The sequence below is a fragment of the Intestinibacter sp. genome (genome assembly GCF_034113885.1).
Lineage (GTDB): Bacteria > Bacillota > Clostridia > Peptostreptococcales > Peptostreptococcaceae > Intestinibacter.
Genome location: NZ_JAXEWM010000036.1, coordinates 44047 through 57405, shown reverse-complemented (window position 1 = coordinate 57405; position 13359 = coordinate 44047). Strand labels below are relative to the sequence as shown.

The following is a 13359-nucleotide window of genomic DNA, read 5'->3' as shown; positions in this document are numbered from 1 at the left end:
TGTTTTCTCCTATTCTTATAGCGTGTTCATCACCTCTAAGAACAGTATTGTACCATACACTTGAGTTTTTCCCTATTTTTACATCGCCTATAATATCTGCACTCTCTGCCACAAAAACAGACTCGTCTATTTCAGGCTTGATTCCATCAAATTCTTTAATCATATTCATACATCCCTTCTAATTTATTTTTTAACACAATTTTTTGGATACCTATGATTTAAGTCTATCATAAAATATAATAATGTAAAACTACATGATTTTTAATTTTATATTATTATATTTTAAAAAAAATCATACTACAATTTGTCAAAACTTCAAAATTATATTATCATTATTTTCAAATATAAATTTAAATACAAAATAGATAGGAGCATGTATATGATAAACATTATGTTTGTATGCCATGGGAATATCTGTCGTTCACCTATGGCAGAATTTGTACTAAAGGATATGGTTGCAAAACGCAAAATATCTCATAATTTTCACATAGAATCCTCTGCTACTAGTAGAGAAGAAATCGGCAATGATATACACTATGGAACTAAAAACAAGCTAAAAAAGGTCGGTATCCCTTTTACACCTAGAAGAGCCACTCAAATAACTAAATCAGATTACGATAAATACGATTTTATACTTTGTATGGATAACAATAATATTAGAAATTTATCCCGTATTATACCAAATGATAAGGACGATAAAATTAAGCTTTTACTAGATTTTTCAAATAATCCAAGAAATATCGCTGATCCTTGGTATACTGGAAATTTCGAAGATACATACAATGATATAATCGAAGGCTGTGAAGCCCTTTTAAATTATATCGAAAAAAATAATATCAAATAATTATGTAAAAGAGTATCGCAAAATAGATTTGAACTTCATTTTGCAATACTCTTTTCTAGCTTTAAAAATCGAATACTGAGTTGTAATCAAATTTAACCTTTATCATTTGACCGACTTCTACTTTATTTATATATTTATCAACTTCCATTTGTAATGAAAGATTATTTTCATCTCCTGGGTATTTCACATGAATATTATAAGAAAATGAGTTTTCAATTACCTTTACAACTACCATATCGAAAACATTCTTTTCATCTTCCATACTCACTTCGTTATCTTGAATTACCTTCATATGATGAGCTCTTATTCCAACATGAGTTGATTTTGGATTTACATTGCAATCTAAATTACATTTAAATCCCCAATCACTTGCATAAACAGTATGCTCATCTATAACCTCGCATGCTGAAACATTCTTACATCCTGTTATTATAGCCTCAGTCATAGATGCTGGATGTACAAATAATTCTTCTTTAGCCCTCTTTGGTAGAGAAAGACCATCTTCAAAAACGATTATTTCATCACTTATTCTATACGCCTCAGAAATATCATGAGTAACAAACAAAGCATTTCCATTGAAATCCTTTAATATTTCGCATAATTCATTTTCCATATTACTTCTAAGGTGATAATCTAAAGCTGAAAAAGGTTCATCTAATATCAATATATCTGGATTTAAACATAAAGCTCTAGCTAAAGCAATTCTCTGCTGTTGTCCTCCTGATAATTGCCATGGATATCTATCTTCAAATCCTTCTAGCTTAAATTTTTTAAGGTATTCACTAGTTATATCGTCTTTTTCTTTTTTAGTAAGATTTTCAATTCCCAATTGTATGTTTTGTTTTACAGACATATGTGGAAATAACGCGTAGTTTTGAAATAGAAATCCTACCTTTCTTTTTTGAGTAGGGATATTTATTTTCTTTTCAGAATCAAAAAATACCTTGTCATTCATTATTATTTTGCCCTTGTCCGGTTTTACAATTCCTGCTATACATTTCAACGTCATACTTTTTCCACACCCAGACTGACCTAGCAATCCCAATGTACCTTTTTCTTGTTCAAATTTTACTTTTAATTTAAAGGAGCCTAAATCTTTTTCTATATCAACATATAAAGACATTTTTATTTACCTCCTCTAACTCTTTTACCAACAATATCCTGTTGTTTATCTGACCAAAAGTTCAGTATTAATATCATAATTATAGATATAGCCACAATTGTAGCTACCCATAGCATAGCCCCTTTGTAATTCATAGCTTGTACTTGGAAAAATATAGCAAGTGGCATAGTTTGAGTTCTTCCTGGGATATTTCCTGCTATCATAAGTGTCGCTCCAAATTCACCTAAAGCTCTTGCAAAAGATAACACTACTCCACCTATTATACCTGGCCATGCAAGCGGTACTGCTATCTTATAAAATATCTTAAAATTACTCATTCCTAGAGTTTTAGCTGCTGCAATTAGATTGTCGTCGATTTGCTCGAAAGCAGAACGCGCAGATCTATACATCATCGGAAAAGCTACTACAACAGCTGCAATTACAGTTGCTGTCCAAGTAAAAATTATATTTATATCAAAATTCATTAAAAATTTACCTGCTACTCCATTTTTTCCAAAAAATATTAATAAAAAGAACCCTAAAACAGTAGGAGGAAGAACAAGTGGTAATGTGAATACACTATCAATCAGCCCCCTCCACTTTCCTTTATAATTTGCAACTAAGTAAGCTGTCACTATTCCTGTAAAAAACGTTATTACAGTCGCTAATAAAGATGTTCTAAGGGAAATCCAAAGGGGTGTTAATCCTGCATTCATGTTGTTCTTCCTCCTCTTAAATTTTATTTCTCTTTACATTCTAATTATATTATAGTATTTAATTTATAACTTACATATATTTTTATTAAAATTTTTTAATTTTAATATTATTCAGCTTTATTAAATCCATATTTTTCTAATATAGCTTGTCCTTCATCACTTAACATGAAGTCTTCAAATTGTTGAGCAGCTTCAGCTTGTTTAGTTTCTTTTAAAACTGCTATTGGATAAGCTATAGTTGAGTGAGTGTCAGCATCAGTAGTTAAAACTACGTCTAAAGTATCTTCTTGACCTATTGCATCACTTAAATAAACAAATCCAACATCTGCGTTACCTTGTTGTACCCAAGATAAAACTTCTTTAACATCTTTAGCTAAAACTAATTTATCTTCTACATCACTGTATAATTTAGTATTATCTAAAACTTCTTTAGCATATTTACCAGCTGGAACACTTTCAGGATCGCCGATAGCTATTTTTTCAACATCATCAGTTTTTAAAGCGTCTAATGAGTCTACTTTTTCACCTTTAGCAGCAACTAATACTAAGTCATTAGTTAATAATGTTTTTGCAGCATCTTTTTCTACTATTCCATCAGTAACTAATTGATCCATTTGTTTTGCACCTGCAGATATAAATACGTCACAAGGAGCACCTTCTTGTATTTGTTGCATTAATGCACCAGAAGCACCTAGGTTAACTGTTAATTTTACATCAGGATTAACTTCTTTAAATTCTTTTTCGATTTCTACCATAGCTTCTTGTAATGAAGCTGCAGCTGATATGTTTAATTCTATACTTGCTGAATCTCCATCTTGTGCAGAACTAGCAGCACTACTTGCAGATGATCCCTTTGAACTAGAACTACAACCAACTAATCCTAATACTAAGCATAAAACAATACTTAAAATTCCTAATTTTTTCATTTTAACATCTCCTCCTAAAACTATATACATTGTTTAATAACGTTTTATTATTTTTAAGTTAATTATATATTGTTTAAATTAATTTTTCAACAATTTTCCAGTATATTTAAATTTCTATTAGATATGTTTTAATATAAATAGATATGTCTATACACTTAATTTAGTCATTTTTTATCATGTTTTAATATTTTATTTTTTTGAATATTGTTATACATTGTTTATTTATTTTTTTAAACTTATTTATTATTGTTATATATTGTTTCTTAACTAATTTTTAATTTTATACAAATTTCAAACTTTTTTTTAATATTCTATTATCTTTTATGTCATTTTATGTTACATTTAAACATATAGAGATTTTTTTATTGAATAAAATTTATATAGAGTAAGGAGGAAGATGAATATGGATTCAACATCATTAACACCTTTGGAAGTCGCTGAAATCTTAAAAATAACTAAAAACACAGTATATGAATTAGTAAAAAGAGGAGAAATCCCAGCCTATAAAGTCGGAAGAAAGCTACGTATTGATAAAGAAGATGTAGAAAATTATATAAATAGCCAAAAGAATAATACTCCAATGAAATCTATTTCTAGAGCTGATATAAGCAATGCAAATGTAAGCTCTTTAATTAACAGCGCTGAAGTAGATAGTAGAGATATAATAATTTCTGGTCAAGATATGATTTTAGATGTTTTAAGTAGACACCTAGAAGGCAGTATGCAAAATATAAAATCATATAGATCTTACTCAGGAAGCTATAATAATTTATACAACCTTTACAATAATAAAGTCTCTGTCGCTTCATGTCATTTATGGGATTGGGAAACCGGAGAATACAATACTGACTTTGTAAAAAAAATGCTTCCAGGAATTCCTTGCGTAATTGTAAATTTAACTTATAGAGTTCAAGGATTTTACGTTAAAAAAAGAAATCCAAAAGATATTCAAGGTTGGCATGATTTAAAAAGAAAAGATTTAACATATGTAAACAGAGAAAGAGGATGTGGAGTCAGAGTTTTACTAGATGGAAAGCTTCGTGCTTTAAATATTCCGTCTGACCAAGTAAATGGTTATGACTACGAAGAAAATTCTCATCTTTCTGTAGCAAGTGCAGTTGCAAGAGGAAAGGCAGATTTCGGTATAGGAATCGAAAAGGTTTCACGCCAAATAGATAATGTAGACTTTGTTCCTCTTCAAAAAGAAAGATATGACTTAGTCATCAAAAAAGAAAACCTACAAGATCCAGTATATAAAGAAATGCTCAATATTTTATCTTCTGAAAATTTCAAAGCTGAATTAGAAGGAATTGGTGGTTATGATTTAAGAGATACGGGAAAAATAATATCAGAAACATAACCCACCTTTAACTTTTTTAAAAGGAATTGATTAAAGCTATAAATCAATTCCTTTTTTATTTTGTTAAAACATAAGACAAATTAAAAATTAACCCCTATAATGCCTCCTATTCCTCCAGCTAAAGTAGTCAAAATCGTACTATACAGCATACTCATCTCAAAGGAAAAAGTCTCTCTAGCTAAAAAAATTAAAACAATTAGAAATACTATATAGAGAAGTCCCTCTATCAATCCATATATAAGCCCTTTTTCTTTTATTTGCTTACATGCATAAAATCCACCAAAAGCAGAACCAAATGTCGTAATAATAGAAAGCACTAATCCCGTATTATCAGAGGACAACTTTGTAAATGTCAAAAGCGCATTGTAAATTAAAATTACGATCAAAGTAAATATGTATGCATACCCGAGACCCTTAAAAATATTTATAACCTTAGACATAAAAAACCTCCCTTCTTAAATATATATATTTAAGTGGGAGGTTTTAAATTACTAATTATTGAATTTCTTTCTTTGGTTGAACTGAACCTATAGCCCATTTTTGTATTGGCATTTTAGTTCTACTTGGTCCGAATTCTATAACTACAGTTTCTTCTTCTATTTTTGCTACATTAGCAACAATACCACCTATAGTTACTATAGTATCTCCAACAGCAAGGCTATCTCTCATTTCTTTTAATTCCTTATCTTTTTTCTTTTGAGGTCTTATAAATAAGAAATAGAATATTGCAAATAAAGCTACTATATAGACTATTGACCATATTAATTGTTGATTCATTTTGATCTCTCTCCTTTAATTTTATTCAATTAAATTATTTATTTTTAAACATAATATATTATATATTAAATATATTATAATTCATAGCCATATTTTGCAAAAAACTCATCTCTAAAATCTAGAAGTCTGTCTTCTCTAATAGCTTGTCTTATTTGTTCCATTAATTTAAGTAAGAATCTTAAGTTGTGTGTAGTTATAAGTCTAGCACCTAATATTTCGTTCGCCTTTACTAAATGTCTTATATATGCTCTTGTGTAATTTTTACAGCAGTAGCAATCACATTCAGGATCTAGTGGGCTGAAATCTCTCGCATAAGTAGCATTTCTAACAACTACTTTTCCTTGGCTAGTCATAGCTGTACCATTTCTAGCGATACGAGTTGGAAGTACGCAGTCAAACATATCTACTCCTCTGATTACACCTTCTATTAGGTCATCAGGTGAACCGACACCCATTAGATATCTAGGTTTGTCTGCTGGCATAAGTGGTGTAGTATGCTCTAATATATCATACATCATAGGCTTAGGTTCTCCAACACTAAGACCACCTATTGCGTATCCTGGTAAATCTATAGCTGTTATTTCCTTAGCTGATTGTTCTCTTAAATCTTTGTACATACCACCTTGGATTATACCGAATAAAGCTTGGTTTTCTGTGTTTTTGTGGGCATCCTTACATCTTTGAAGCCATCTAGTAGTTCTTTCTAGAGAATTCTTTACGTATTCTCTATCTGCCGGATATGGTGCACATTCATCAAATGCCATTATTATATCTGCACCTAAAGCATTTTCAATTTCTATTGCCTTTTCTGGACTTATGAAGTGGCTTGAACCATCTAAGTGAGACTTAAATGTAACTCCTTCTTCAGTTATCTTTCTAAGTGGTCCTAGTGAAAACACTTGGAATCCTCCACTATCTGTAAGTATTGGTTTATCCCAATTCATAAATTTATGAAGACCACCAGCTTCTTTAACTAATTCGTGACCTGGTCTCATATATAAATGATAAGTATTACTTAAAATTATTTGTGAGCCTATTTCTTTTAATTCTTCCGGTGTCATAGATTTCACAGTCGCTTGTGTTCCAACCGGCATAAATATAGGTGTTTCTATATCTCCATGTGGTGTGTGTAATATACCAAGCCTTGCACCACTTTGTTTGCAAGTCTTTATAAGTTCATAGCTTATCGCACTCATGTTTATGTCTCCTTTAATTATTTTCTTCAGAAATTACTTTTTTATTATCATTTTTATCTTCTTTGTCGTAATCTTTAATTCTTCTTCTCAAGTAATCTCTTATCGCTCTTTCTTCTTCTTTATTTAAAGTTTCGCCTTTCTTAGGCATTAGATATTTTTTAATGAAAAATATACCTGCTATAGCTAATACTCCTAAAAGTAAATCTGCTACACCTGCTGTCTTTGGTACTAGAAGTAGCTTTCTAGCGATTGCATAAAGTAAAACCTCTAACAAAGTCTCCGGCAAATGTAAACAAAGCATAATAACTAATTCAACACCTATTACAAGTAGTAATATCTGAGCTAAGAAATCATTAAGCTGGTCATAATTCACAGGATGAGCAAAATCTATAATATAAGCGGCATAAATTTCTCTCAAAATATCGCATATGCCTAAAAATATTACCAATAATATAACCATCGATAATAAAATCTCAGAAAAATGTGCTATTTTAATAAAATATTGCTTTATATCTTTATTCATATGTGTCCCCCTAATTAGGTCAAATTTTCTATTACTTTATAAACATAGCATCCCCAAAGCTAAAAAATCTATATCTTTCTTTAACAGCTTCTTTGTAAGCATTTAATACATGATCCTTACCAGCTAGAGAGCTAACTAGCATTATTAAAGTAGACTCTGGTAGATGGAAATTTGTAATAAGGTTGTCGATAACCTTCCATTTGTATCCAGGATATATGAATATATTTGTCCATCCTGATGTAGCCTTTACTAATCCATTTTCGTCTGCTACTGATTCTATTGTTCTCGTACTTGTTGTACCTACACTTATTACTCTGTGTCCACTAGCTTTGGCTCTGTTTATCTTTTCAGCTGCTTCTTCAGTAACTATATAATACTCTGAATGCATTTGGTGATTTGTAACATCTTCAACCTTTACAGGTCTAAAAGTTCCAAGACCTACATGTAGGGTTATAAATGCTAAATCTACACCCTTTTCTTCTATTTTGTGTAGTAATTCCTTTGTAAAATGTAGTCCAGCAGTTGGTGCTGCAGCAGATCCGTTGTGTTTAGAGTAAACTGTTTGGTATCTTTCTTTTTCTTCTAGCTTTTCTGTTATATATGGAGGCAGTGGCATATTTCCTAATTCGTCTAAAATTTCTTCAAATATACCATCGTATTCGAATTTAACAATTCTCGCTCCATCATCTCCCATTCCAACTACTTCTGCAATTAGCTTTCCTTCTCCAAAAGAAAATCTAGCTCCTATCTTAGCTCTTTTACCTGGTTTAACTAAAGTCTCCCAAGTATCATCTTCTGTTCTCTTTAAAAGAAGAAATTCTATCTTTCCTCCAGTTTCAACCTTTGAACCTATAAGTCTAGCAGGTATTACTCTAGTATCATTTAAAACTAAGCAATCTCCTGGATTTAAGTAATCTATTATATCTCGAAATATTTTATGTTCAATTTCGCCTGTTTCTTTATCAAGTACCATAAGTCTAGAGCTAGTTCTGTCTTTTATTGGAACTTGAGCTATTAATTCTTGTGGTAAATCAAAATTAAAATCACTTGTTTTCAATTATATTAACTTCCTTTCTAAATAAATATTTGTCAAAACATACAATTACAATAATATCAAATATTTATTTATTTGTGTAGACTTTTTTGAACCTATCATTTATTTGGATATTCTATATTTAAGTGTTCATAGGCCTTAGGCATGACTGTTCGTCCTCTAGGTCCTCTATTTATAAATCCTAATTGAAGTAAATAAGGCTCATAAACATCTTCTATTGTATTTCTATCCTCACCTATAGAAGCAGCCAATGTATCTAAGCCAACCGGTCCTCCACCAAATTTGTGGATTATTGTAAGCAGTAATTTTTCGTCTACATCATCAAGCCCTAGGTTATCCACACCCAACAGCTCTAGAGCCTTAGTAGCAACCTCGTCAGTTATCTTACCGTCTGCCTTGACCTGTGCATAATCTCTGACTCTCTTTAGAAGTCTATTTGCAATTCTAGGTGTCCCTCTAGAACGTCTAGCTATCTCAATAGCTCCATTTAAATTAATTTCTGCATCTAATAAATTCGCTGATCTCATAGAAATCTTCGCCAATTCATCAACTGAATAATAGTCTAATTTGCATATAACCCCGAATCTATCTCTAAGTGGATTTGTAAGCATACCTGCTCTAGTTGTCGCTCCTATTAATGTAAACTTCGGCAAATCAAGTCTTATACTTCTAGCAGAAGGTCCCTTTCCTATTATTATGTCTATACAATAGTCCTCCATAGCAGGATATAAAACTTCTTCTACACTTCTATTTATTCTGTGTATTTCATCTATAAATAATACATCATTTTCTTCTAGGTTAGTTAAGATTGCCGCCAAATCACCAGCTCTCTCGATAGCTGGTCCCGATGTAATTCTCAAATTTACGCCCATCTCATTCGCTATTATTCCAGCTAGAGTTGTCTTACCTAGACCTGGAGGTCCATATAGTAGTACATGATCTAATGGCTCATTTCTAGACTTTGCAGCTTCTATAAATATTCCTAACTGCTCTTTTACCTTTTCTTGACCTAAATAATCAGATAATACTTTAGGTCTTAGGCTGACTTCAGTTTCACTATCCTCTATCTTCATAGTTGAAGTTATCAATCTATTTTCATCCTCTAAATCAAACATTTCTTCATCTCCTTTCCTATTTTTATATGAAATATATTAATTTACTTACTCATTAAATATGTAAGAGATTTTTTAATGATATCCTCCGTTTTTAATCCGTCCTTTTTGAATTTTTGCACTGCCTCCTTAGCCTCGCTAGTAGAATATCCCAACGCTAGTAATGCTTCTAAAGCTTCATCTAGCTCAAGCCCCGTCGGCTCTTGATTAAATAGAGTAGCTTCAAATTCAGCTGTATCCTTGTCTACCTTATCCTTCAGTTCTAAAATTATTCTCTCTGCTGTCTTTTTACCTACACCTGGACACTTTGATAGCTTAGCTATATCCTCGCTCAATATATACGCACTCAATTGCTGCGGAGTTGCAGAAGATAATATTCCAAGGCCTACCTTAGGTCCTATTTTTGATACTGATGTAAGCAGTTTAAACATCTCTAGCTCCGTCTTACTCGCGAATCCACATAAGCTCATATCATCTTCTCTAACTATTAATTTAGTAAATATTTTCGCATTTTTTCCTTTTTGAACGCTTTGTGCTGTATAAGTAGAAACATTTATCTCATAACCTATACCGTTATTTTCCAAGATAATTTTATCTAAATATACCTCTTCTATAATTCCTTTTATATAACTGTACATAAATTCTCCTTATAAATTATTACTTAAAATTCTTTAAAGTTTTTTCAAGTCTATTTGCATGTGCATGGCAAACCGCCACGGCTAGAGCATCTGCCACATCATCTGGCTTTGGTATCTCCTTTAACTTCAAAAGAGATGTCACCATCTGCTGCACCTGTATCTTCTGAGCCCTACCATATCCTACCACGCCTTGCTTTACTTGTAGTGGTGTGTATTCGTAAATAGGCTTGCTGTTATGTGTACACGCAACCATTATAACACCTCTAGCCTGTGCTACTGTTATAGCTGTCTTTACATTTTTATTGAAAAACAGTTCTTCAATCGCAACCTCATCTATATTATAATTCTTTACTAAAATATCTATCCCCTTGTAGACAAGCGCTAATCTCTGATCAGTAGGCATATTCGCAGGAGTTGTCACTGCTCCATAATCGATAACCTTAAATTTATTATTTTTATATTCTACTATTCCATATCCAACTATAGCTATCCCTGGATCTATTCCTAAAATAACCAAATCTATCCTCCTAATCGCATTTTTTATACAAACCTATGTTCTAATACATTATTATATCAAATAAAATTAAAGCTTTCACAAATAAACTAAAAAAATAAATATTTCCATAAACATAAAAATATGCTCTCTCAATGCCACCAGCACAGTTTACTGTATAGCATAAAAAGAACATATCTTATATCTATCAGCTTCCTAAATCCTCTAATCTAGAATAAGCTTCGTCTTCATTTTCTAATACTATCACATTTTTTAACTCATCTTGTACAGATTTTGGAAGAGATTCTACTTGTATTGAAGTTTTTTCTATTAATTTCCTTTGACCTTTTTTGTCGTATTTGAAGACAGTTATATATCCATCTTCTCCTTCCAATGTATATTTGTTGGCTTTAGATAAATCGGTACTATCCTTAGAAGTCTTTAAAATTATTTGGTATTTGTTCATAGTCGATACTTCTTTGTCTGGGTATTTTTCCTTTAATATTGCTTTTATTTCATCCTCGGTTTTATTTAATAAGTCCTCAGTTACTTTGCCTAGCATCACCGGTATTTTATCCTCATCCTGGAACCAGATTTGGCAATACTCATCTAGTTTAAATTTTTGCTTATTGGAAATACTCTTTGCAGTTGATTCTTTAAAATTATTATTACTTGCCTCAAGCGTCTCGTAGCTCTTAACTCCTATAAAAATACCTCCACTTAATAATACTAATCCCAGCGCTATCAATGATGGAATAATCCAGCGATAATTATCTCTACTCATTGCATTTATCCTCCTTATATAATATGTAGGAATTTTATTAGTATTTTTGCCATTTTTTTAATATTTATACATCTACAAATCGATATTTCGGTCTATTTTCAAAATTAATTACATATAAATTAATAATACTTTTATAAAGATGGAGGTGTACTGAAGTTGGAAAATAACGCCTATGATATATTAAACCGACTTGATTATCTAGAATTTAGACAAAACCTACTTATTTTAAAACAGCCTTGTCATAAAGCATCTATTTTTTTTGATCTGAATATAGATATTTACCTTGAAATGAAGGAATTTTCAAAGGAATTTTGCAAAAAAATTGCATGTGGTGAAAAATTAACCATACATGATTACGAAAAATCTATAACAGATATATGGCCTCCTATCAAAAGCTATCCTTCTTCATACTCATTAATAGCAAAATGCTTATTGGATAAAAATTCCTTTAATTTGATAATTAATAATTCCTTTTAATACACATATTTTTTAATATTTTGGAAATACTTCTATTAATAATCAAATTTAATAGGAGGTCTACAAATGGCTAGAATAGGATGTAATGTACTAAATTGTTCTCACAATGACGGAGGTGTTTGTTACGCAAATAGAATATCCGTAACAGGCAAAAAGGCACACACAAGCAATCACACTTGTTGCTCTTCCTTCTTAGATCAATCTACTTATAGTAATTTAACAAGTAACACTTATACTAATGGTAGCTGTGACTACATAGGATGTAATGTCAAAACATGTACTTATAACGCCAACAATATCTGTAGTTTAGATAATATAACTATAACATCTAATGCTGATACAGCTAACCTATATTCAGAGACATATTGTTCAAGCTTTAAATGTAAATAATTAATGACAAATTCAAAAATACCCTATACAGATAGATACTTTTTTATAACACCTTCTGTATAGGGTTTATTTTATCTTGATATATAAAATTAAAATCACATTATAGATTAATATTAATATTTAACACAAGTTTAACACAAAAAATACATGTTTCGATTGACAAATAATGGTATAAATAACTATAATGCTTTTATATATGTGAGTATTTACTCACTATTTTTATGTTTTATATGATGAGTGCTTACTCACTTTATTAATAAAAATTTTATTTTAATATAAAACTTCAAACTTTAGGAGAATTTTAAATGCAATATTCTATTTTAGATTCATATAAGAAAGATATCTTAGAAAATAAGACTATGACCGCTAAGAGAAAAAAAATATTAGAAACTAGCATTGATTTATTCGCTAAAAATGGATATTCAAATACATCTACTAGCGAAATAGCTAAAATTGCAGGTGTAGCTGAAGGTACTATTTTTAAACATTTTGGTACAAAAGAAAACTTACTACTTTCTTCTATTACACCTTTTATATTTGAATATGTTCTACCTGAAATGGTAATAGATTTCAAAAACATAAATATAAATGAAGTTTATCCTGACTTTAGATCTTTTATACACAATCTAATATATGAACGATTTAATTTTTTAAATCAAAATTATAAAGTTGCCCATGTTTTATTTGCCGAAGTACTTTATCGAGAAGAGCTTCGAGTTCAAATTATAGACACATTGATGCCGACTATAATGGATAACTTTAACCATATATTAAATTATTTTAAATCAAAGAAAATGATAAAGGATATACCAAACGGATTTATAGTTAGAACTATTTTAGCAAATATGGGGGGATATGTTGTACAAAAATATATCTTTAATCCCGATAAAAATTACGACGATAAAAAAGAACTTCAATACATAGAAGATTTAATCGTTAATGCGTTTAGTTTATAATTATTTTGGGT

The 13359-nt window shown here is 30.5% G+C and carries 17 protein-coding genes; 5 read left to right on the top strand and 12 right to left on the bottom strand.

Annotated features, from left to right (window positions below; all coding sequences use genetic code 11):
* The first annotated feature begins 379 nt into the window (after window positions 1–379).
* A complete protein-coding gene (locus SPD90_RS02405; protein ID WP_320924201.1) occupies window positions 380–844 on the top strand; it encodes a low molecular weight protein-tyrosine-phosphatase in 465 nt (154 codons plus the stop codon).
* A 61-nt stretch (window positions 845–905) separates the two neighbouring features.
* On the opposite strand, the gene SPD90_RS02400 is transcribed toward SPD90_RS02405, so the two are convergent.
* The 3 genes from SPD90_RS02400 to modA all read right to left on the bottom strand — a co-directional run bounded on the left by SPD90_RS02400 (window position 906) and on the right by modA (window position 3588).
* Entirely contained in the window at window positions 906–1967 is a 1062-nt protein-coding gene (locus SPD90_RS02400) for a sulfate/molybdate ABC transporter ATP-binding protein (protein WP_320924200.1), read from the bottom strand.
* 2 nt (window positions 1968–1969) lie between these two features.
* On the bottom strand, window positions 1970–2662 hold the full coding sequence (modB, locus tag SPD90_RS02395; protein ID WP_320626241.1) for a molybdate ABC transporter permease subunit: 693 nt from the start codon (window positions 2660–2662) through the stop codon (window positions 1970–1972).
* A gap of 107 nt (window positions 2663–2769) precedes the next feature.
* Window positions 2770–3588, bottom strand: coding sequence for a molybdate ABC transporter substrate-binding protein (gene modA / locus SPD90_RS02390; RefSeq protein ID WP_320924199.1), 819 nt, complete (start codon window positions 3586–3588; stop codon window positions 2770–2772).
* Window positions 3589–3991: 403 nt separating this feature from the next.
* Between modA and SPD90_RS02385 the strand changes: the two genes are divergently transcribed.
* Entirely contained in the window at window positions 3992–4948 is a 957-nt protein-coding gene (locus SPD90_RS02385) for a helix-turn-helix transcriptional regulator (protein ID WP_320924198.1), read from the top strand.
* A gap of 80 nt (window positions 4949–5028) precedes the next feature.
* On the opposite strand, the gene SPD90_RS02380 is transcribed toward SPD90_RS02385, so the two are convergent.
* The 9 genes from SPD90_RS02380 to SPD90_RS02340 all read right to left on the bottom strand — a co-directional run bounded on the left by SPD90_RS02380 (window position 5029) and on the right by SPD90_RS02340 (window position 11525).
* Window positions 5029–5388: a TIGR04086 family membrane protein gene (locus SPD90_RS02380; RefSeq protein WP_320624992.1), complete on the bottom strand. Its 360-nt coding sequence runs from the start codon at window positions 5386–5388 to the stop codon at window positions 5029–5031.
* A gap of 55 nt (window positions 5389–5443) precedes the next feature.
* Entirely contained in the window at window positions 5444–5725 is a 282-nt protein-coding gene (yajC, locus tag SPD90_RS02375) for a preprotein translocase subunit YajC (protein WP_320624993.1), read from the bottom strand.
* 74 nt (window positions 5726–5799) lie between these two features.
* Entirely contained in the window at window positions 5800–6921 is a 1122-nt protein-coding gene (tgt, locus tag SPD90_RS02370; RefSeq protein WP_320924197.1) for a tRNA guanosine(34) transglycosylase Tgt, read from the bottom strand.
* 13 nt (window positions 6922–6934) lie between these two features.
* Window positions 6935–7444 (bottom strand): hypothetical protein, encoded by a 510-nt coding sequence (locus tag SPD90_RS02365; RefSeq protein ID WP_320924196.1) that lies wholly within the window; start codon window positions 7442–7444, stop codon window positions 6935–6937.
* Between the two features lie 31 nt (window positions 7445–7475).
* Entirely contained in the window at window positions 7476–8501 is a 1026-nt protein-coding gene (gene queA, locus SPD90_RS02360) for a tRNA preQ1(34) S-adenosylmethionine ribosyltransferase-isomerase QueA (RefSeq protein ID WP_320625539.1), read from the bottom strand.
* Window positions 8502–8596: 95 nt separating this feature from the next.
* A complete protein-coding gene (ruvB, locus tag SPD90_RS02355) occupies window positions 8597–9613 on the bottom strand; it encodes a Holliday junction branch migration DNA helicase RuvB (RefSeq protein ID WP_290691363.1) in 1017 nt (338 codons plus the stop codon).
* Between the two features lie 41 nt (window positions 9614–9654).
* Window positions 9655–10248, bottom strand: a complete 594-nt coding sequence (gene ruvA, locus SPD90_RS02350; RefSeq protein WP_320924195.1) for a Holliday junction branch migration protein RuvA — start codon at window positions 10246–10248, stop codon at window positions 9655–9657.
* A gap of 19 nt (window positions 10249–10267) precedes the next feature.
* On the bottom strand, window positions 10268–10765 hold the full coding sequence (gene ruvC / locus SPD90_RS02345; RefSeq protein WP_320924194.1) for a crossover junction endodeoxyribonuclease RuvC: 498 nt from the start codon (window positions 10763–10765) through the stop codon (window positions 10268–10270).
* 184 nt (window positions 10766–10949) lie between these two features.
* Window positions 10950–11525: a hypothetical protein gene (locus SPD90_RS02340; RefSeq protein WP_320924193.1), complete on the bottom strand. Its 576-nt coding sequence runs from the start codon at window positions 11523–11525 to the stop codon at window positions 10950–10952.
* 156 nt (window positions 11526–11681) lie between these two features.
* Between SPD90_RS02340 and SPD90_RS02335 the strand changes: the two genes are divergently transcribed.
* The 3 genes from SPD90_RS02335 (at window position 11682) to SPD90_RS02325 (ending at window position 13348) form a co-directional block, all read left to right on the top strand.
* On the top strand, window positions 11682–12002 hold the full coding sequence (locus tag SPD90_RS02335) for a hypothetical protein (RefSeq protein WP_320625543.1): 321 nt from the start codon (window positions 11682–11684) through the stop codon (window positions 12000–12002).
* A gap of 66 nt (window positions 12003–12068) precedes the next feature.
* A complete protein-coding gene (locus tag SPD90_RS02330) occupies window positions 12069–12392 on the top strand; it encodes a DUF1540 domain-containing protein (RefSeq protein ID WP_320924192.1) in 324 nt (107 codons plus the stop codon).
* A gap of 305 nt (window positions 12393–12697) precedes the next feature.
* Window positions 12698–13348 carry a TetR/AcrR family transcriptional regulator gene (locus SPD90_RS02325; RefSeq protein WP_320625545.1) on the top strand — a complete coding sequence of 217 codons (651 nt, stop codon included), beginning with the start codon at window positions 12698–12700 and terminating at the stop codon, window positions 13346–13348.
* The last annotated feature ends 11 nt before the right edge of the window (window positions 13349–13359 follow it).